Genomic DNA, 17,525 nt, shown 5'->3' with positions numbered 1-17,525 from the left:
CGATGAATGCAACCATCGATGAATGTCGATATAGTGGTGGGTGTGACTGACCTGGACATGCCGGTACTGCGCAGCGAGCGGGTGGATGCGTTGTCGATCGGCGACGCGACCACCTACGCGGCGTGGTTCGCGTGCCTAGCCGACCCGACGCGGGTGCGGCTGTTGCATCAGGTCGCGTCCCGTCCGGCGGGCATGACCGTGGGGGAACTGGTCGAGGCGCTCGGTATCGGGCAGCCCACGGTGTCGCATCACGTCCGCAAGCTCGCCGATGTCGGGTTCGTCAGCGTCCACAAGAACGGCACTTCCACAGTGGTGATGGTCAACCCGGCGTGCTGCACCGGCCTGCCGCACGCCGCCGACGCGGTCATGGGCGTGCTCACCCCGCGCCCGTGCTGCCCTGCCGATCTACCCGCCGACGTGTCGGTGCGGGCGATGACCGCCGACGACTGGGCGGCGGTGCTGCGGATCTACGGTGAAGGCATCGCCACCGGAAACGCCACCTTCGCCACCGAGGTCCCGGACCGGGAATCCCTTGACCGACAATGGCTTTCCGATCACCGGTGGGTCGCCGAAATCGACGGCACCGTCGTCGGCTGGGCCACCCTGAGTCCAGTGTCGGGTCGCGACTGCTACCAGGGCGTGGCCGAGAATTCCGTCTACGTCGCCGACGGGATGCGTGGTCGCGGCGTCGGCAAAACATTGCTGCACAAGCAGGTCATCGCCGCCGACGAAGCCGGACTCTGGACGCTGCAAACCTCGATCTTCCCGGAAAACCGCGCAAGCATCGCTCTGCACCACTCCGCGGGCTACCGCACCATCGGCGTGCGTGAACGCATCGCGCAACGCGATGGCGTCTGGCGTGACACCGTCTTCCTCGAACGTCGCAGCCCGGTTCGCTGACCGGAAGGCCGCTTGCGACGGAACTACTCGGCCATGCACGGCACCGGTTGTCGGTGAACTGTTGGGTAGTCCGAAACCTGCTGACGGCAATAGGGGTGGATCTGGGTCTCAGGCCAATCGCGGCGCAACGCTGGGATGGGTAGTGTCCGGCGGATGAGCGATGTGGCCCGAGATTCGGCACCATCAGATTTCGCGGCCCGCGTGTCCTGTTCGCCGCTGGTGGTGTTCGGTGCCGGGGCTGGCATCGGCGTGCTCGGCGGACTGATCGGTCTCGGCGGCGCGGAATTCCGGCTTCCGTTGCTGATCGGGGTGTTCGGGTTCGTGGCGTTGCAAGCGGTGATTCTCAACAAGGCGATGAGTTTGGTCGTGGTGCTCACCGCCCTACCGGCTCGGCTGCTCGCCTTGCCCTTCGGTGATGTCGCCGCACACTGGGCGGTTGTGCTCAACCTTCTGACAGGCACTCTCATCGGTGCGTGGCTGGGGGCTGGCTGGGCGACCCGCATGCAGTCGCGCACGCTCTACCATGTGCTCGCCGTTCTGCTCGGTGCGATAGCAATCATGTTGGCCGCCAGCCACTTCGGCCACTTCGGCGGGCTCGAGCTCCCCACGATCGTTCGAATCGTCGCTGCTGTGATAGCCGGAGTCGGTATCGGCGTCGTTGCGGCGTTGATGGGCGTCGCGGGGGGTGAATTGCTGATCCCTGCCATCGTGTTGCTGTTCGGCCTCGACATCAAGATCGCGGGAAGTCTGTCGCTGCTGGTGTCGCTGCCCACGATGCTCGTCGCCTTCGCCCGCTACAGCCGCGACCAGAGCTTCCAGGTCGTTCGCCTCAACATTCGATTCGTGCTCCTGATGGCCGCCGGATCGATCCTCGGCACGGTCGGCGGCGGCCTGCTGCTCGGCGTCGTACCCGGCCTCGCCCTCATTCCGGCGCTGGTCGCGCTCCTGCTGATATCCGCGTTCAAAGTCTGGCGACACCAATAACCCGCGCGACCGCGGACACGGTCCGACACGGTGTTCACCCACCGTTTGCTTGCTCACCGAATAGATATCGATCAATATAGGCGTATGTCGAAGTCGAAGCTGGTGGTGACGCCGGTGCAAGCCTGCTCGGCCGCCCCGATCGTGCGGGAACCGTTGTCCGAACAGAACGCCACCGAGCTGGCGGGGGTGTTCAAGGCACTGTCGGACCCGGCGCGGTTGCGGTTGTTGAGCGCGATCGCCAGCCGAGCGGGGCAGCAGGCGTGCGTATGCGATCTCTCCGAGGGCATCGACCTCACCCAGCCGACCATCTCCCACCATTTGAAGGTGCTGCGCGAAGCCGGCCTGCTCGACAGTGAACGCCGCGCGTCCTGGGTGTACTACCGGGTTGTTCCCGGTGCGCTGCAACAACTCTCGAATGTTCTTCTCGCCGAAAGCGGCACGATCACAGGAGTGAACGCGTGAGCGTGGAAACAGCGACCGTCGAGCACGGCGTCGTCGGCAAACTCTCGACCCTGGATCGGTTCCTACCGGTGTGGATCGGCGTCGCGATGGCCGCCGGATTGCTGCTCGGCCGGATGATTCCCGGCCTGGGTGACGCGTTGAGCGCGGTCGAGATCGACGGTATTTCGCTGCCGATCGCGATCGGGCTGTTGATCATGATGTACCCGGTGCTGGCGAAGGTCCGCTACGACCGGCTCGACACCGTGACCGGCGATCGCAAGCTTTTGATCGGTTCGCTGGTATTGAACTGGGTGCTCGGTCCCGCGCTGATGTTCGCGTTGGCGTGGCTGCTACTGCCGGATCTGCCCGAATACCGGACCGGTCTGATCATCGTCGGGCTCGCGCGCTGCATCGCGATGGTGATCATCTGGAACGACCTCGCCTGCGGAGACCGCGAAGCCGCCGCCGTGCTGGTCGCGCTGAACTCGGTGTTCCAGGTGATCATGTTCGCCGTGCTCGGCTGGTTCTACCTCTCGGTGCTGCCGGGCTGGCTCGGACTGGAACAAACCACCATCGATACCTCGCCATGGCAGATCGCGAAATCGGTGCTGATCTTCCTGGGCATCCCGCTGCTGGCGGGGTTCCTCACCCGCCGTTTCGGTGAACGCGCCAAGGGCCGCGACTGGTACCAATCCACGCTGCTGCCGAAAATTGGGCCGTGGGCGCTGTACGGGCTGCTGTTCACGATCGTGATCCTGTTCGCGCTGCAAGGTAAGCAGATCACCTCCCAACCTGTGGATGTCGTGCGGATCGCGATCCCGCTGCTGGCCTACTTCGCGATCATGTGGGGCGGCGGCTACCTCCTCGGCGCGGTCACGGGCCTGGGCTACCAGCGCACCACGACCCTGGCATTCACCGCTGCGGGCAACAATTTCGAGCTCGCCATCGCCGTCGCGATCGCCACCTACGGCGCCACCTCCGGTCAAGCCCTCGCCGGGGTCGTCGGACCACTGATCGAAGTCCCAGTTCTCGTCGGCCTGGTCTACGTCTCCCTGGCACTCCGCAAACGATTCCAAACGACTCCCGTCGCCTCTGCGGTTGAGGCAGAGGTGTCGCAGTCGTGAGCACCGCACCTGCTGTGCTGTTCGTCTGCGTCAAGAACGGCGGCAAATCCCAGATGGCCGCCGGGCTCATGCGCCACGCCGCGAACGGGCGCGTCGAGGTCTACTCCGCGGGAACGAAACCCTCCGGCACCCTCAATGAGTTGTCGGTGCAGTCACTGCTGGAAGTGGGTGTCGACATCCGTGACGGGTCACCCAAACCCATCGATCCGGCGCTGCTGCGCACGGTCGATGTGGTCGTCACCCTCGGTCGCGAAGCACACGTCGACCCTGTCGATGGTGTGCGAATCATCAACTGGGACACCGACGAACCTTCTGAACGTGGCATCGACGGCATCGAACGCATGCGCCTGATCCGCGACGACATCGCCACCCGCGTCGAGCACTTACTCACCGCACTCGCACCACCTGTCTGAACCCCTGCCGCCCTCCGAGCATCGGAACCGCCATGAGCGAAAGCCCCGTCACCCACGCCGTGCACGTCCGTGACGATCTCACCATCGACCAGCAACTCGCCCTCAAAACCGCCGCCACCCGCCTGCAACGCGAGTTCGACGGCACCTTCGGTATCGAAACCATCCAACGATTCCTGGCTTCCTCCTACGACCAATTCGCCGGCCGCGCAACCGTTCTCAACTTCCTGCCGCTGCTGGCCGAACGCTTCGCCCGCCAACGTCTCAACGCCCTGGCCAAGGTCGAAGGCAAAGCCCACACCGGCAAGCCGACCGTGCTGTTCCTGTGCACCCACAACGCAGGACGCTCCCAAATGGCACTCGGATTCTTCACCCACCTCGCCGCAGACAACGCCGTGGCCTGGTCCGGCGGCTCCGAACCCGGCGACGAGATCAACCCCGCCGCCATCGAAGCGATGCGCGAAGTCGGCATCGACATCACCACCGAGTTCCCCAAACCCTGGACCGAAGAAATCCTGCAGGCGGCCGACGTCATCATCACCATGGGCTGCGGCGACGCCTGCCCGCTCTACCCGGGCCGCCGCTACGAGGAATGGGCGCTCGAAGACCCCGCAGGCCTCGACGTCACCGCGATCCGCCCGATCCGCGAAGAAATCGAAACCCGCGTCCGGCACCTGCTCGCCGAGCTGGACATCCCAACCGCCTGAGCCCGCCGTCCCCCTCTACCGAAAGGTGTTGCCTTCCATGACTTCCAAGCCCAGTGTCCTGTTCGTCTGCGTCCACAACGCCGGACGCTCCCAGATGGCCGCGGGATTCCTCACCCACCTCGCCGGAGACGGCATCGAGGTCCGCTCCGCGGGCAGCGCGCCCGCCGACACAATCAACCCCGCCGCGGTCGAAGCGATGGCCGAACTCGGCATCGACATCTCGGACCAATCGCCGAAGATTCTCACCTTCGACGCCGTCGAAACCTCCGACGTCGTGATCACCATGGGTTGCGGCGACACCTGCCCTGTGTTTCCCGGTGTCAGCTACCGAGATTGGGTACTAGAGGACCCCGCGGGCAAAGGCGTCGAATCAGTCCGCCCGATCCGCGATGAGATCAAGTCCAGGGTCCAGGACCTCATCGCAGAACTGCTGCCCACCCCCGCCTGACCGAAAGCCCAGGGGCGGAGGCTTGGTACGTCAGTTTGCTTGATTCGGTCAGAGGATCGCGGCCAGCATGGCACTTGCCGGAAAGCGTTGGCCAGCGCCGCCGAGTTTCTGATCCACACCAAGCTCCCGCTCCGAGCCGCTGGACAGCATGGAAACCGCACAGGAACTACCAACCAGCGAGTTGCTGGCGACACAACTTATATGGCTCATACCACTAGCAACGCCCAACCAGGGCAAGTAATTGACAACCCTAGATAAAGCGGGTGTAGTCGTCGTAGTCGGGATCTGCGGCGTGCTGTGTGGCCAGCCCGCACTTGTATACGGCGTAGTCCCGCGCTTCGTCGGGGTGCGCCCGCAGCCAATCCCGAAAGAGGACAACGAACTTCGCGAACGGGGAGTCGAGCCTGCGAATGTGCAGGATGGCCGGCTCTTCTGGCGAATGGAACAGGCGCTTGTCGTACAGCTCAGGTGACGCTGCGCTGTCCCGGCGTGGGATGTCGCGGTACACACCGGGCGAGTCCGGCCGCGCGCCGGAGGCGGGCAGGAACCCTGTCGGTGCGAGGACGGTGGCGAGTTCGGCCAGCGTTGGTAGCACGGGCAGACACACTTGCAGATCGACGATCGGCTTGGCCACCAAGCCGGGAACTGCGGTTGATCCGATGTGGTCGAACACGTACACCTCGGAATGGGGCCAATCACCAATCGCCGCACGTACGTTGTCCAACAGCCGATCCGCACGGATCGGCCACGAAGGGTCGTAATCGACAATCTTCATATGTCCCACCCTCTCATCGGGATACGCGGTTGGTGGCCTGGTCCCCGCATCTTGGCGCGAGGACACGATCCTTCAGGCCCACCTCGTGCCAGCTCCTCCACCACCAACGAGGCGATCAGTTCCACACCGAGATCCGGTGACGGATGAAGACCATCCGCATGCCACAAGCTGCGCGCGCTCGGCCGAGCGGGCAGTTCCAGCGACCAGCCGCTCAGAAGTCCGGCGGCCCTGACGAACTCCTGCCACACGTCGATGAAGACTGCCCCGGCATTGGCCGCGCACTCCGCGGCGGACTCGTTGTACCGCACCAATTCTCGATTGGCTGCTACGACATCCAGATCGGCCTCGGTGTCGGAACTCCACCCGATCGGCGGGACGCCTATGCACACCAGCCGTGCCGCGCGACGTTTCAGGCACCGCAACATCTCCCGGTAGTTGGCCGTGAATTCCTCGATCGCCACCGCCTCGTCGACGCGCCGCTGAAATTGTCGGAGAACATCATTCGTCGCAACTTCGCAGGCCGCCACGCCGTAGACCCTGTCGCCTGTGCGCTGAGCGCAGGCCAGCACATCACGGGACGTCGCTCCTCCCGAACCGTGATTCATGATCCGAAATACCTTGTGCGGGAATCTGATTTGCAGCGCAATGGACACGCGATGAACGTAACCTCGGCATTCGACACCCTCGACCATCACCGATTCCCCAACCCTCGGCAAGTTGGCCTGATCAACTAGCCGAGAGCTAACGCCCGCCGGGTGCTCCGTCAAACTCGTGCCCCAAAACCCCAGCGTGACCTGTTCACCCACGCCTTCAGTTTCCATCAGTGATCGGGCTCTGAAGACGGGAACCAGTGAGCCAACACTGCGGCCACCCCGTCCTCGGTCACCGGCGGGCACACCTCATCCGCAGCCGCTTGAACCACCGCTGGCGCCTGTCCCATCGCTACCCCCCATCCTGCCCAGCGGAGCATCTCCATGTCGTTGGTGCCGTCTCCGACGGCGAGGGTGCGACCGATGGGAACACCGAGTTCGGCGCGTAAGAACTCCAATGCCGACGCCTTGCTGACTCCGACCGCGGTCAGGTCGAGGAATGACTCTCCCGGGTACACCCAGCATTTCAATCCGGGAAGCACGAACCCCGTGAGCGCCGCCACGAGTTCCTCGGTGGTGTGGTCCGGCCAGTGCGCCGCCAAACGGGTCGTGGGTTGCAAGGCCAGTTCGGCGACATCGACCTCCCGAACCGTGCCGAAGAAGGTGTCCGAGTCCGATACCGGGCCGGTGACTCGCACGCCAACAGCCGGATCCTCCGCCACGAACACTGCACCCGGAAGTCGATCCTGAAGGTCGGCGACGACGGCGGGGAGCGGAAACAGGTACTGGTGGACTACCGCGCCGGTCGCGGCATCAACCACTATCGCACCGTTGGAGCAGACCGCATACCCGACACGAATATCGAGTTCACGCAAGAACGGCAGAGTGGCGGGAGCGAGCCGCCCCGTGCACAACACCACATACGAGTTGGCCCGCTGTACCGCCCTGACCGCCGAACGCACCGCAACGGTGATGGTCGCGTGGGCGGCGCGGTCAGTGTGGCTTCCGTCGTTGCACAGCGTTCCGTCGACGTCTAACGCGACCAGAAGAGGAGTTTCCGGACGAACCGAACCTTGGCCAGAGCCCGACACCGGAGAGGATTCAAGCCGCACCGCTAAGTTGTAGCAGTTACACCGTTGCGCCTCACCGAATCTCGTCAACCTGGGCTAATTGCCGCATATGCGAGGCCACCACGACTCAGGGCGCCAGACCCGCGCCTCGCAGGGGCAGCGCCATCGTCACAATCATTGAGGCCGGGTGCGTCGGTGTGGGCGACTGCGGGGTGTGACGACGAAGCTCATGACGGGCGTAGAACGCAATTGCCCTGCCCCTGCTGCGCCGTCATAACTCCTACCTGTTGGTGTCGATCCGCACCTGTAGCGGGGTGGGAGAGCTGTATTCCGAGGCCAGGGTAGATTCGGTAGCTGGATGATACGGAGCGCAGGCATCGCGGCGAGGCCCTGACCTGGATCGACTCGGGCGCTGAGCTGTTCCGCACCGCGCGACCGGCTACACCGAACCTGCATCTGTGTGCCTACGCGGTGCTGGTCGACGATGTGCGGCGCAGTGTGCTGCTGGCCGATCATGTGAAGGCCGGGTGCTGGCTTTTCCCCGGTGGGCATATCGACCCGCTCGAACACCTGTTCGTAGGAATTTCGGTGTCAGCTGGTGGTGCGGGCTTGCGCGCGCAGGCGTGCGAGGTAGCGCGTGGCTTGGCGGCGGCTGGTCAGCGTGACCAGCTCGCCGGGCTTGCCGTGTTCGGCGATCAGGTCGCGCACGCGGGGGCGTATCTGGGCGCGGTAGCCCCAGATGTAGCGCAGGAATCCCCAAGTGATGCGGTCGTAAACGCCGTCGTGGTGTTGGCCGCCGCGGTAGCGCCAGCGTCGTTGCAGCACTCCCGTGATGCAGGTGAGGGCGGGTAAGTCGAGGAAGATGACGGTGTCGGCAGCCGCGAGCCGGATCGCCATGGTGCCGGCGTAGTTGCCCTCGATCAGCCAGCGGGGTGCGTCGACGAGGCGTTGCTGGATGGCCTGGAATTCTTCGGCCGGGAGCGGGTTCCAGTCGGGGTCGTAGTAGACGGCGTCGAGGTGGGTCAGCGGGAGCCCGTGGAGGGCGGCGAGCTGGTTGGCGAGGTGAGTTTTGCCGCTGCCGCCGCAACCGATGATCACGATTCGCTGGTTCACGCCCGGCCAAGCTACCACCCCGGGCGACAATCGGCTGTGGAAGACTATCGGCCCATGCCCAAGCTCCGCGTCGGTGTCCTGGTCTCGCACAATGGCTCCAACCTGCGCGCGCTGCACCGGGTATCACTGCAAACCGACGCGCAGTTCGAAATAGTGGCTGTGATCAGCAACAACAGTGGCTCGCTCGGGCTGGCGCATGCGCGCGAGAACGAGATTCCGACCCGCCATCTGTCGGGCAAGACCCATCCCGATCCCGACCAACTCGACGACGCCGTCCGCGCCATGTTCGTCGAGCACTCGGTCGAACTGGTCGTCACGGCCGGCTATATGAAGAAGCTCGGCCCGCGGACCCTCAAGGAGTTCGCACACCGAATCGTCAACGTGCACCCCGCACTTTTACCGCTTTTCGGCGGCACTCAGATGTTCGGCGACCGCGTTCACCAGGCTGTTCTCGATGCCGGGGCCAAGGTCAGCGGCCCGTCTGTCCATCTGGTCGAAGACGAATACGACACCGGCGAGGTCATCGCCCAACTCGAGGTCCCGGTCCTCGCCGACGACACCGTCGACACACTCGCTGCCCGTGTGCTGGCCGCCGAGCACACGCTGCTGCCTCTGGTCGTGCAGCAGATCGCCACCGGACACCGTCTCTACCTCAACCTTCGGCCCTGACGGTGCCTCGTAGACACCCGTTTCTCCCGGTCACCAACATCATTGGGGTATCGCATTGTCCGAGCGCTCGCGCGTAGCTGTCTAGTTGAACGGCAGTTTCGGCTCCGGAAAGTCGACTCTGGCCAAAGCGCTGGTCGCCGCAGATCAGCGATGGCGGATCTTCGATCCCGAGTACGTCGGATTCATGCTCGCCCCGCAGTTCCCCGAGTGCGAGATCGCCGACTTCCAGGATCTTCGCTCATGGCGGCGCCTTGTGCCGATCGTCGCCCACGAGCTCGCCGAGGAGACCGGCCAGCCTCTGCTGATCGTCCAGACCGTACTGAACCAGCGGTACTGGCGCGAGATCGCCGACAGCATTCGCGGACAAGGGTATTCGCTGCACCACGTGCTACTCGACGTCCACCCCGACACGTCGGACGAGCGCATCACCGCAGACCGCGACCTGCCCGCCGCGGCCGAGTGGCGTCGACAGCACATCCCCGCCTTCGCCGAGGCCCGCCGCGAATGGCTCGCCTCCGCAGCCGATCTCGTGATCGACACCACCTCGATCAGCGCACCGCAGGCCGCCGGCCAACTCGCCGACGCGCTCGCATCCTGGACTGCCAGGACACCCGCGGCGGCCCCGATCTTCACCGACGCACACCGCATGGTCGTGCTGCGCGGTCACCGAGCCGAGGACATTCCGGCGATCGTCGAGCAGTGCCACGACTGGGCAATGCTCGAATACACCCGCATCCCCCGCCCCTACAACCTCGAGCACGCCCATCAGCTACTCGACCTCGCCCGCAGCAGCTGCGCCCAGCCCTGCGCCGTTTCGCCGCGATTCTGGGCGATCACCACCCGCTGCGAGGAAGGCGAGTACGCGTTCGCCGGGACAATCGATTACCGGCCCACGGGCCACGGCACCGCCGAAGTCGGATACGGGCTACACCCTGCCTTTCGCGGTGCCGGCCTCATGTCGATCGCGCTGGGCCTGGTCCTCGACCATGCCTTTGAGCACGACGGGCAGCACCTGATGGCTTGGCAGGCCGCTGTCGGCAACTGGGCCTCGGCAAAAACCGCGTGGCGCAACGGATTCCGATTCGAGGGCCGCGTGCGCGGGCTATGCCTGCGCCCTGACGGCGGCTTCTCCGATGGCTGGATCGCCACCCTGCGCCGAGACGATCCCCGCACCCCCACCCGGCCCTGGTCGGAAACGATCGACGTGCTCGGCGCTGCCGATCTCCGTTGACGGGCCCGCCGATTCGTGTTGTTCACCACCAGCGACTTTCGCGTAGGAAGGGCCTTATGGTCTCGGAATTCGATCGGCACTTGGATGCATTCCGTCGCTACCAGGAGACCCCGTGGGGCCGATTGCGCTACGAGCAGGTCGCGACCAACCTCGCTCGCCACCTACCGCACCGGCCGCTGAGGGTCCTCGACGTCGGCGGCGGCAACGGCCTGGACGCGCTGCAGCTGGCAGCCCTGGGCCACCACGTCACGATCGTCGACACCTCCCAGGCATCGCTCGACGAGGCCATAACACTGGCCGGAAGCAACGGTTGCACGGAACTGCTCGAGACACGCCTCGCCGACATCGAGGCCCTGGCCGGCGTCGCGGCAGAAGGATCGTTCGATGTGGTCCTGGCGCACAACGTGCTCCAATACGTGCCCGGCCGGGCCGAAGTGCTCGCGGCGATGGTGTCGGTCCTGGCGCCTGGGGGGCTTGCTGTCGGTGCTCGTGCCCAACCCCGCCAGCGACCCGTTGATCGCCGCCGTGCGGCGCGGGGAGCTCGCCGAGGCGATACGGCTGCTGGACGCCCCAACCCGGCCCGCACTCACCTACAACGTCGAGGTCGACACGATCACCGCGACCGAGCTGGCCGCCGACATGATTACCGCAGGCCTGGGCCGACCGGTCCGCTACGGGGTGCGCGCGGTATGCGATCTGATCAGCGACGACGAGGCCAAACACGACCCTCAGTTTTTCGGCGAACTGCTGCGGTTGGAGAACCTGCTCGCCGACCGACACCCCTACCTCGAAACGGCCCGCTTCGCCCATCTGATCGCGCTGAAATCCGAAACCACCCCCGTGTCCCAGCGCTCGCGCGGAACTGCTGAGTAGAAATTAGATCGAAGGGATCCGACCATGGACGAGACAGACCCGTTCGACGATCTCGAGCCGGGTGAGAAACAGCGTCTGTTCGAGCTCGGAGCAGCCGAGATGCGAGGCGAAACCGCCGAGGCCGGGTGGAAGATGTACCAGGAGTTCGAAACACCCCTGGGGATCCGCCGCTACACCAACGTGCGGACCCTCGAGGACGGGCGCGTGCAGGCACGCGAGTACCGAGTAGATCGCAACGATCCGCAGACGATCTTCGACCTCGAGATGGACCGCTACCTGATCGAGAACGGCGTAATCCATGAGGTCCACTGGATCACCGCCGAGTGAAAGCCACCCTGCCAGGACCGGACCTGTTGGCCGCCGCCCTGGCCACGGCGTCTGAACCCGCGCCGCGCGTGCGACTGATCAACGAAGGAGTTCTGCCGTGAGTGCGCATCAGATCGCGTTCGCCCGAATATTTGTCGTGAACCCCGTGGGTCAGGTCTTGCTGGTCCGTGACCACTTCGGGTACTGGAATCTACCCGGCGGCAAAGTCGAGCCAGGTGAAATGCCCGCAGCAGCCGCTGTCCGAGAGATACGGGAGGAGACGGGCCTGACGATCGTGGAGATCGAGGAAGTCCATCACGATGAATACGAGTTCGACGGCGTTTCCTGGACCGGTTACTTCTACCGGGCGCAGTGCGTCGCCGGTCAGCCTGCGCTGCAAGAACCTGACACGGCAACCGAACTCGCCTACCGCGACCCCGCCGAGGTGGCGTTCCATCCGGCGGTTTCGGCGGCGATGACGGCCCTGTGGATCAGGCTCAGCCCTGATCTCGGGCCGACCGCGCATCGGCCGCAGATTCAACGCTACTGCGTGCGGTAGACCTGGGGGTCGGGGTCCAATGCTGTGGCCACCGTCGAGCGCGAACGACGATGATGCCTGACGTGCCAGAATTCGACATGGTCAACACTCGTCGGCGTCCCGTGATCGGCATCGTTTCCGGCCCTCCAGGCTCAGGGAAGTCGACCCTGGCTCACGCGCTTGCCACCGACATCGGCGTCCCGGCGATCATTCGCGACGAGATCAAGCAGGGCATGGTCGCGGGCGCCGCACCAACCAGCAACACTGGGTACGAAGACCTCAACATCCCCGTCCTGCACATCTTCTTCGACGTGCTGACCCTGCTCGCCCGCAGCGGTGTCAGCGCGGTCGCCGAGGCCGCGTTCCAGGACAAGCTGTGGTTCTATAACCGGTTTCCTGTTGTGGTTCAATGATTTGACCTGCTTCGATACGCCGCCGCTATGAGAGGTGGGACGTCCGGTCAGGGCGTCAGAACGCACGGTTCGAGAAACCAGCCGGGCATAGGAAACCATGTCCGCTGGCCTGTTTGATCGGGTGCCGGATGTGGACACCGACGATGAGGAAGGGTGAGATCGTGGCGGAAAGCGCCTCACGGTCGGGCAGCGGAAGCAATTCCCCGCCATCGCCAGTGCTGATAGTGGTGAGTGGACCACCGGGCAGTGGCAAGACCACTCTTGCGCACGCAGTGGCCCAGCGCCTGGGTGTTCCTGCGGTGATACGCGACGAGATCAAACAGGGCATGGTTCTTGCCGCTGGCCTGACACACGGGCGGGACTGGGATGAGCTGAACATGCCTACGCTGACCGCGTTTTTCAACGTCCTCGGCGTATTGGTGCGGGCCGGTGTCACGGTGGTGGCCGAAGCTGCTTTCCAACGGCGATTGTGGGTGCCGAATCTGGTAGCGCTTGCTCCGGTGGCCGATATCCGGGTCATTCACTGCACGGCGTCGACATCGGTGATCCGCGACCGGATTACTCGCCGCGTCGAGATCAACCCTCATCGTCGGGTGCACAACGACGGGGACCTCCTCGCAGAGATCACTGCCGGTAGGCATTCGGTTGAGCATTTTGAATCGGTCGATCTCGATGTGCCCGCCCTCACCGTCGATACCACCGATGGCTACTGTCCAGATCTCGAAGCGATCGCCCGGTTCGCGATCCCGCCGAGGTGACAGACAGTCCCGACCCGCGCGCTTGCCCATTTCGTTACCTCTGGCTCAGCTCGGAGCCTCGCGGGTTGTGTGGCTTCGGCGCGCATTTGGCCTTGTCGATATCGAAGCAGATGGTGAGCAGGTTGGTCACGCCGCGGGCGCTTCGACGCCGGCCTGGGCCAACACGGCCGGGGGAGCCGCTCGCCACGGATGGTGATCTGGTCGAGCTCGGTGTCGAGTTCCCGGAGCTCCTCGGTGCTGAAGGTGACTGTGTCGGTGCCGAGGTTCTCCAGCAGGTGTGCCGTGCGAGTGGTGCTGGGGATGGGCACGACCCACGGGTGGCGTGTCATCAGCCAGGCGAGCGAGATCTGCGCGGGCGTGGCGCCCTTGCGCACCGCCCAGTCCTGGATGAGCTGTACCAGGGTCATGTTCGCTGTCATCGCCTCGGGACTGTTCCGGGGTACGGCGGCGCGGAAGTCGCCGGGCGCGAATCGGGTGGAGGGGTTGATCGTGCCGGTGGTGAATCCCATGCCCAGCGGTGCCCAGCAGACGAATCCGATGCCCAGTTCCACGCACAGCGGCAGGATCGTCTGCTCGGGTCCGCGCCAGAGCATGGAGTACTCGTTCTGGATCGCGGTGAGCGGTTGCACGGTGTGAGCGCGGCGCACCGTCTTCGGCCCGGGTTCGGAAAGGCCGAAATGGCTGACCTTGCCCGCGGCGATGAGATCCTTGACGGTGCCGGCGACGTCTTCGATCGGCACCTGCGGGTCGACGCGGTGCTGGTAGAGCAGGTCGATGTGGTCGGTGCGCAGCCGGGTCAGCATCCCGTCGACCGCCCGGCGGATCTGTTCGGGGCGGCTGTTGGGTCCCCCCGAGCGTTGCCCGGTCACGGGGTCGATGTCCCAGCCGAACTTCGAGGCGATCACCACCCGGTCGCGGATCGGTTCGAGGGCTTCACCGACGATGCGTTCGGACTCGAAGGGCCCGTACGCTTCGGCGGTGTCGAAGAAGCTCACGCCCTGCTCGGCGGCGGTGCGGATGAGGGTGATCATGTCCTCGCGGCTGGTGACAGGGCCGTAGAGGGTGCCGGTCATGGTCTGGCATCCAAGGCCCATGCTTGAGACCTGCAGACCTGCAGACCGGCGAGGCTGCGGCGGCCGGTGACGGTGGTCGCGGTGGCGACACGATCGGTGACGGGACGTGATTGTGCGGGCCGGGCATCATCGTCGCAAGCGGCCAGGGGCCCGGCGACCAGCGGGGCCGTGGTCAGTGCGGCGGCGCCGAGCAGGAAGTTGCGGCGTCCTCGGTCTGCCGGTTCGGAGTTCGGTGAGGTGGGTCGGCGGGCCATGGGCGGGTCCTTCGTGTTCTGGTGTCTTGGCAGGTGGCGCCGGGTGTGCTGTTCAGGGGTCGAGCAGTAGTTGCTGCGCGGGGCCGGTCGGCCGGTTCACGGTCCGGTTGTGCGTGTCAGCCGCGGTCGAGGCCCTTGTCGGCGAGGAATCCGGCGACGTGGTCGGCGATCTGGGTGTTGTTCAGGTCGGAGAAGGGGAAGTGGGTGTTGCCGGTGATGCCGATTTCGGGCAGGTGGATGACCTTGGCGTCGCCGCCGTGGCGGTTGACCGCATCTGCCCACAGCCGTGCCATCTCCAGGCGTGCGCGCCAGCTGTCCTGATTGAGTTGGGCGCTGGGCTGGTCGGGGATGTTGTCGCCGTAGTAGATGACGATCGGGATCTCGGTCAGGGCGGTGAACTGGTCGGCCGGAGCGGTTTCCGGGTGCAGGGTGTCGAAGCCGTTCGGGATGGGTGGTGGTGCTTCACCTTTCGGGAAGACGAATCCGCTGCCGGATTCGAACGCGACGATGCCCTTCACATTCGGGTTCTTGATCGCGGTCTGCCAGCCCGGTCCGCCGCCCTGGGAGTGGGTGAACAGGATTCCTTCGCCGATGCGGTCGAACAGCGCGTCGAGGCCATCGGAGATGATGGCGGCGTCATAGGGGCCGGTGTTGGGTGTCATCGAACGGTAGAACTGGTCCAGCGCGGCGGGGTCGTGGGAGAACTGCACGCCGGGGAACATGTTCGGCCAGGTTCCGAGGCGGAACTGGTTGAACCACAGCTGTTCGTCGGGGGTCGGGGTGATGGTGGCGCCGACCATGGCGCGCCCGGCGTCGCCTCGACGGGGCTGGTCGACCAGGTAGGTGGTGTAGTTGTTGCGCAGGAACAGGTTCTGGAATCCTTCGCGGCCGTCGGCGGTGGTTTCCCAGGTCTTGGAGAACTGGCCGGCGCCGTGCAGCATCACGATCGGCAGGTCCCGGGCGTTCTGGGGCACTTGGTAGTAGGTGTAGGCGTGGTCGCCGCGGTAGGTCTGGCCTTGCGGGTCGGCGGGCCGGGCCGGGTCGAACTGTCCGGGCGCGGTCGTCATGGTGCCACCGACAGCGAAGCTGCCCTGCTCAGCGATCACCAGCGCCCCCGCCGCCGGCCCGGCATCATCGGTATCGATGGTGCAGGCGGTGACTGCCAGGGCGGTGGCCAGGGCGAGGGCGGATGCGGCGGTGCGGGTCCGAGCGCCGATCGTGGTGGGCATGGGGTGGGTGTTCTCCTGTCAGGGGGTGAGCAGGTTGTGGGTGCGCAGCCAGGTCTCGACCGCGCCAGTGGCCTCGGAGACTTCCTCCCCGCGCACAGCCAGCCCGTCGGTGACGGTCGCACCCGGGAGGTTGCGGCGGTAGAAGTCATCGATGCTGGATATGCCCGACACGGCGTAGGTGACGAACGGCAGCACCGTTTTCCCGGTGAAGTCCAAGGCCTGGATGAAGGTGGACATGATGCGCGTGGCTTGGCTGTTCCACACCGGGCTGCCCAACAGGACGGTGTCGAACTCGCCCATGTCTGGCAGGGCACCAGAGATTGCGGGTAGCGCGTCCTGGTCTTGTTCGCGCCGGTTGCGTTCCACCGCTCCGTCGTAGTCGGCCGGATACGGGTCGACCGGTTGGATGCGGTATCGCTGGCCGCCGGTGCGGTCGGCCAGCATCCCGGCCAGGACCTCGGTGTTGCCGACCTCGAGGTTGCGACGACCGCCGTAGTAGTAGTTCTCGCCGGGTCGGGAGAAGTATGCGATCAGGATCCGCCCACCCCCGGCAGGCATCCGGACCGGGTTCGCCGCAGTCGTGGACACCGGGTCCGTGCCGGAGCCGGTGCAGCCGGTCAGGATCAGGGCCGCACCCGCGGCCAGGCCGCCGAGTACCGCACGGCGGCCGAACATCGGTGCAACGGGCATGGCGTTTGTCCTTCGAACAAATCCTGGCCGCACCCGCGGTGCGAGCGCGGCCAGGTGGTCAGCTGTATGTGCGGCTGCTGAGTGCGCGCACCATGGCGGGGTCGCGGTGGTCGAAGAACAGCGAGGCGCCGGTATCGAGGCCGGCGATGGCGGTCAACTGCTCGTCGGTGAGGGTGAAGCCGAAGATGTCGAAGTTCTCGGCCATGCGTTCCTGGCGTACCGATTTCGGGATCGCGATGACACCGCGTTCGGTGAGCCAGCGCAACACGACCTGGGCCACGGACTTGCCGTGCGCGTTGGCGATCGCGGTGAGCGTGGGGTCGGTGAACAGGTTGTTGCGGCCCTCGGCGAACGGCCCCCAGGACTGGATCTGCACACCGAGTTCGGCCATCTGGGCCTGGTAGTCGGCACGCTGGAACAACGGGTGGGTTTCGATCTGGTTGACCGCGGGGGTGATCTCGTTGTGCTCGATGAGGTCGACGAGCCGGTCGGGGTAGAAGTTGGCGACACCGATCGCGCGGATCAGGCCCTGGCGGTGCAGATCCTGCATGGCCCGCCATTCGCCGTAGTAGTCGCCGAAGGGCTGGTGGATCAGATACAGGTCGAGGTAGTCCAGACCCAGCCGCTGCAGCGACGCCTCGAACGAACGCTTCGTCGCATCCTCAGCCGAGCTGTCGCGCGAGTCCTGGATCCACAGCTTGGTGGTGACGAACAGTTCCTCACGCGGCACATCGGAGGCTGCGATCGCGTGGCCGACGGCTTCTTCGTTGCCGTAGCTGACGGCGGTGTCGAGCAGCCGGTAGCCGGTCGCGATTGCGTCGGTGACGACTTTCTCGGTGTCGGCGTCGGGGATCTGGAAGACCCCGAAACCCAGGATCGGCATCTCGACGCCGTTGTTGAGAGTCACGGTCTGCACGGATGGTGCTCCT

The 17,525-nt window shown here is 65.4% G+C and carries 23 protein-coding genes and 1 pseudogene; 15 read left to right on the top strand and 9 right to left on the bottom strand.

Going from position 1 to position 17,525, the window contains the following annotated elements; translation table 11 throughout:
• The first annotated feature begins 42 nt into the window (after positions 1-42).
• The 7 genes from OH799_RS11865 to OH799_RS11835 all read left to right on the top strand — a co-directional run bounded on the left by OH799_RS11865 (position 43) and on the right by OH799_RS11835 (position 5,014).
• Complete coding sequence (locus OH799_RS11865) at positions 43-900, top strand: helix-turn-helix domain-containing GNAT family N-acetyltransferase (protein WP_406279286.1); 858 nt, start codon at positions 43-45, stop codon at positions 898-900.
• A 153-nt stretch (positions 901-1,053) separates the two neighbouring features.
• Positions 1,054-1,884, top strand: a complete 831-nt coding sequence (locus OH799_RS11860; protein WP_406279283.1) for a TSUP family transporter — start codon at positions 1,054-1,056, stop codon at positions 1,882-1,884.
• Positions 1,885-1,968: 84 nt separating this feature from the next.
• Positions 1,969-2,346 carry an ArsR/SmtB family transcription factor gene (locus OH799_RS11855; protein WP_406279280.1) on the top strand — a complete coding sequence of 126 codons (378 nt, stop codon included), beginning with the start codon at positions 1,969-1,971 and terminating at the stop codon, positions 2,344-2,346.
• Entirely contained in the window at positions 2,343-3,449 is a 1,107-nt protein-coding gene (arsB, locus tag OH799_RS11850) for an ACR3 family arsenite efflux transporter (protein ID WP_406279277.1), read from the top strand. The genes OH799_RS11855 and arsB overlap by 4 nt, the downstream gene beginning before the upstream one ends.
• A complete protein-coding gene (locus tag OH799_RS11845; protein ID WP_406279274.1) occupies positions 3,446-3,862 on the top strand; it encodes a low molecular weight phosphatase family protein in 417 nt (138 codons plus the stop codon). Before arsB ends, OH799_RS11845 begins: the two co-directional genes overlap by 4 nt.
• A 32-nt stretch (positions 3,863-3,894) precedes the next feature.
• Entirely contained in the window at positions 3,895-4,566 is a 672-nt protein-coding gene (locus tag OH799_RS11840; protein WP_406279271.1) for an arsenate reductase ArsC, read from the top strand.
• 37 nt (positions 4,567-4,603) lie between these two features.
• Positions 4,604-5,014 carry an arsenate reductase ArsC gene (locus OH799_RS11835; protein WP_406279268.1) on the top strand — a complete coding sequence of 137 codons (411 nt, stop codon included), beginning with the start codon at positions 4,604-4,606 and terminating at the stop codon, positions 5,012-5,014.
• Between the two features lie 250 nt (positions 5,015-5,264).
• Here the strand turns inward: OH799_RS11835 and OH799_RS11830 are convergent, their stop codons facing one another.
• From OH799_RS11830 to OH799_RS11815, 4 genes are all read right to left on the bottom strand, one after another.
• On the bottom strand, positions 5,265-5,789 hold the full coding sequence (locus tag OH799_RS11830; protein WP_406279265.1) for a GrpB family protein: 525 nt from the start codon (positions 5,787-5,789) through the stop codon (positions 5,265-5,267).
• Positions 5,786-6,481 (bottom strand): SGNH/GDSL hydrolase family protein, encoded by a 696-nt coding sequence (locus OH799_RS11825; protein WP_406279262.1) that lies wholly within the window; start codon positions 6,479-6,481, stop codon positions 5,786-5,788. The genes OH799_RS11830 and OH799_RS11825 overlap by 4 nt, the downstream gene beginning before the upstream one ends.
• Positions 6,482-6,609: 128 nt before the next feature.
• Entirely contained in the window at positions 6,610-7,491 is an 882-nt protein-coding gene (locus OH799_RS11820; RefSeq protein WP_406279259.1) for an HAD family hydrolase, read from the bottom strand.
• Between the two features lie 549 nt (positions 7,492-8,040).
• Positions 8,041-8,562 (bottom strand): hypothetical protein, encoded by a 522-nt coding sequence (locus OH799_RS11815; RefSeq protein ID WP_406279256.1) that lies wholly within the window; start codon positions 8,560-8,562, stop codon positions 8,041-8,043.
• 54 nt (positions 8,563-8,616) lie between these two features.
• On the opposite strand from OH799_RS11815, the gene purN reads away from it, so the two are divergent.
• From purN to OH799_RS11775, 8 genes and pseudogenes are all read left to right on the top strand, one after another.
• Positions 8,617-9,231 (top strand): phosphoribosylglycinamide formyltransferase, encoded by a 615-nt coding sequence (purN, locus tag OH799_RS11810; protein WP_406279253.1) that lies wholly within the window; start codon positions 8,617-8,619, stop codon positions 9,229-9,231.
• An 85-nt stretch (positions 9,232-9,316) separates the two neighbouring features.
• A complete protein-coding gene (locus OH799_RS11805; protein WP_406279250.1) occupies positions 9,317-10,462 on the top strand; it encodes a GNAT family N-acetyltransferase in 1,146 nt (381 codons plus the stop codon).
• Between the two features lie 56 nt (positions 10,463-10,518).
• A pseudogene (locus OH799_RS11800) lies at positions 10,519-10,896 on the top strand (class I SAM-dependent methyltransferase); the annotation flags it as partial.
• A 55-nt stretch (positions 10,897-10,951) separates the two neighbouring features.
• Positions 10,952-11,335 (top strand): hypothetical protein, encoded by a 384-nt coding sequence (locus tag OH799_RS11795; RefSeq protein WP_406282980.1) that lies wholly within the window; start codon positions 10,952-10,954, stop codon positions 11,333-11,335.
• Positions 11,336-11,359: 24 nt separating this feature from the next.
• Positions 11,360-11,662: a hypothetical protein gene (locus OH799_RS11790; RefSeq protein WP_364779013.1), complete on the top strand. Its 303-nt coding sequence runs from the start codon at positions 11,360-11,362 to the stop codon at positions 11,660-11,662.
• Between the two features lie 97 nt (positions 11,663-11,759).
• Complete coding sequence (locus tag OH799_RS11785; protein ID WP_406279247.1) at positions 11,760-12,200, top strand: NUDIX hydrolase; 441 nt, start codon at positions 11,760-11,762, stop codon at positions 12,198-12,200.
• A 62-nt stretch (positions 12,201-12,262) separates the two neighbouring features.
• Positions 12,263-12,592, top strand: coding sequence for an AAA family ATPase (locus OH799_RS11780; RefSeq protein ID WP_406279244.1), 330 nt, complete (start codon positions 12,263-12,265; stop codon positions 12,590-12,592).
• Positions 12,593-12,720: 128 nt separating this feature from the next.
• Positions 12,721-13,350 (top strand): AAA family ATPase, encoded by a 630-nt coding sequence (locus OH799_RS11775; RefSeq protein WP_406279241.1) that lies wholly within the window; start codon positions 12,721-12,723, stop codon positions 13,348-13,350.
• On the opposite strand, the gene OH799_RS11770 is transcribed toward OH799_RS11775, so the two are convergent.
• From OH799_RS11770 to OH799_RS11750, 5 genes are all read right to left on the bottom strand, one after another.
• The gene (locus OH799_RS11770) at positions 13,299-14,423 is read right to left on the bottom strand and encodes an aldo/keto reductase (protein ID WP_406279237.1); all 1,125 of its coding nucleotides are present in this window, start codon (positions 14,421-14,423) and stop codon (positions 13,299-13,301) included. The genes OH799_RS11775 and OH799_RS11770 overlap by 52 nt on opposite strands.
• A complete protein-coding gene (locus OH799_RS11765) occupies positions 14,420-14,677 on the bottom strand; it encodes a hypothetical protein (RefSeq protein ID WP_406279234.1) in 258 nt (85 codons plus the stop codon). The genes OH799_RS11770 and OH799_RS11765 overlap by 4 nt, the downstream gene beginning before the upstream one ends.
• A 116-nt stretch (positions 14,678-14,793) precedes the next feature.
• The gene (locus OH799_RS11760) at positions 14,794-15,906 is read right to left on the bottom strand and encodes an alpha/beta hydrolase (protein WP_406279231.1); all 1,113 of its coding nucleotides are present in this window, start codon (positions 15,904-15,906) and stop codon (positions 14,794-14,796) included.
• 18 nt (positions 15,907-15,924) lie between these two features.
• Positions 15,925-16,596 carry a flavodoxin gene (locus OH799_RS11755; RefSeq protein ID WP_406279228.1) on the bottom strand — a complete coding sequence of 224 codons (672 nt, stop codon included), beginning with the start codon at positions 16,594-16,596 and terminating at the stop codon, positions 15,925-15,927.
• Positions 16,597-16,654: 58 nt separating this feature from the next.
• Positions 16,655-17,512, bottom strand: a complete 858-nt coding sequence (locus OH799_RS11750) for an aldo/keto reductase (protein WP_406279225.1) — start codon at positions 17,510-17,512, stop codon at positions 16,655-16,657.
• Positions 17,513-17,525: the final 13 nt, after the last annotated feature.

Origin of the sequence: Nocardia sp. NBC_00881, from assembly GCF_045207455.1 — a bacterium.
Taxonomy (GTDB): Bacteria; Actinomycetota; Actinomycetes; order Mycobacteriales; family Mycobacteriaceae; genus Nocardia.
The sequence above is the reverse complement of the archived record's forward strand: the minus strand, read 5'-3'. Positions and strand labels throughout refer to the sequence as shown.

Excerpts from the sequence above, each read along its gene's own strand:
- OH799_RS11790 (WP_364779013.1), top strand. The coding sequence starts at position 11,360 with ATGGACGAGACAGACCCGTTCGACGATCTCGAGCCGGGTGAGAAACAG.
- OH799_RS11760 (WP_406279231.1), bottom strand. The coding sequence starts at position 15,906 with ATGCCCACCACGATCGGCGCTCGGACCCGCACCGCCGCATCCGCCCTC.
- OH799_RS11755 (WP_406279228.1), bottom strand. The coding sequence starts at position 16,596 with ATGCCCGTTGCACCGATGTTCGGCCGCCGTGCGGTACTCGGCGGCCTG.
- purN (WP_406279253.1), top strand. The coding sequence starts at position 8,617 with ATGCCCAAGCTCCGCGTCGGTGTCCTGGTCTCGCACAATGGCTCCAAC.
- OH799_RS11775 (WP_406279241.1), top strand. The coding sequence starts at position 12,721 with ATGTGGACACCGACGATGAGGAAGGGTGAGATCGTGGCGGAAAGCGCC.
- OH799_RS11855 (WP_406279280.1), top strand. The coding sequence starts at position 1,969 with ATGTCGAAGTCGAAGCTGGTGGTGACGCCGGTGCAAGCCTGCTCGGCC.
- OH799_RS11765 (WP_406279234.1), bottom strand. The coding sequence starts at position 14,677 with ATGGCCCGCCGACCCACCTCACCGAACTCCGAACCGGCAGACCGAGGA.
- OH799_RS11830 (WP_406279265.1), bottom strand. The coding sequence starts at position 5,789 with ATGAAGATTGTCGATTACGACCCTTCGTGGCCGATCCGTGCGGATCGG.
- OH799_RS11770 (WP_406279237.1), bottom strand. The coding sequence starts at position 14,423 with ATGACCGGCACCCTCTACGGCCCTGTCACCAGCCGCGAGGACATGATC.
- OH799_RS11860 (WP_406279283.1), top strand. The coding sequence starts at position 1,054 with ATGAGCGATGTGGCCCGAGATTCGGCACCATCAGATTTCGCGGCCCGC.
- OH799_RS11840 (WP_406279271.1), top strand. The coding sequence starts at position 3,895 with ATGAGCGAAAGCCCCGTCACCCACGCCGTGCACGTCCGTGACGATCTC.
- OH799_RS11835 (WP_406279268.1), top strand. The coding sequence starts at position 4,604 with ATGACTTCCAAGCCCAGTGTCCTGTTCGTCTGCGTCCACAACGCCGGA.
- OH799_RS11825 (WP_406279262.1), bottom strand. The coding sequence starts at position 6,481 with ATGGTCGAGGGTGTCGAATGCCGAGGTTACGTTCATCGCGTGTCCATT.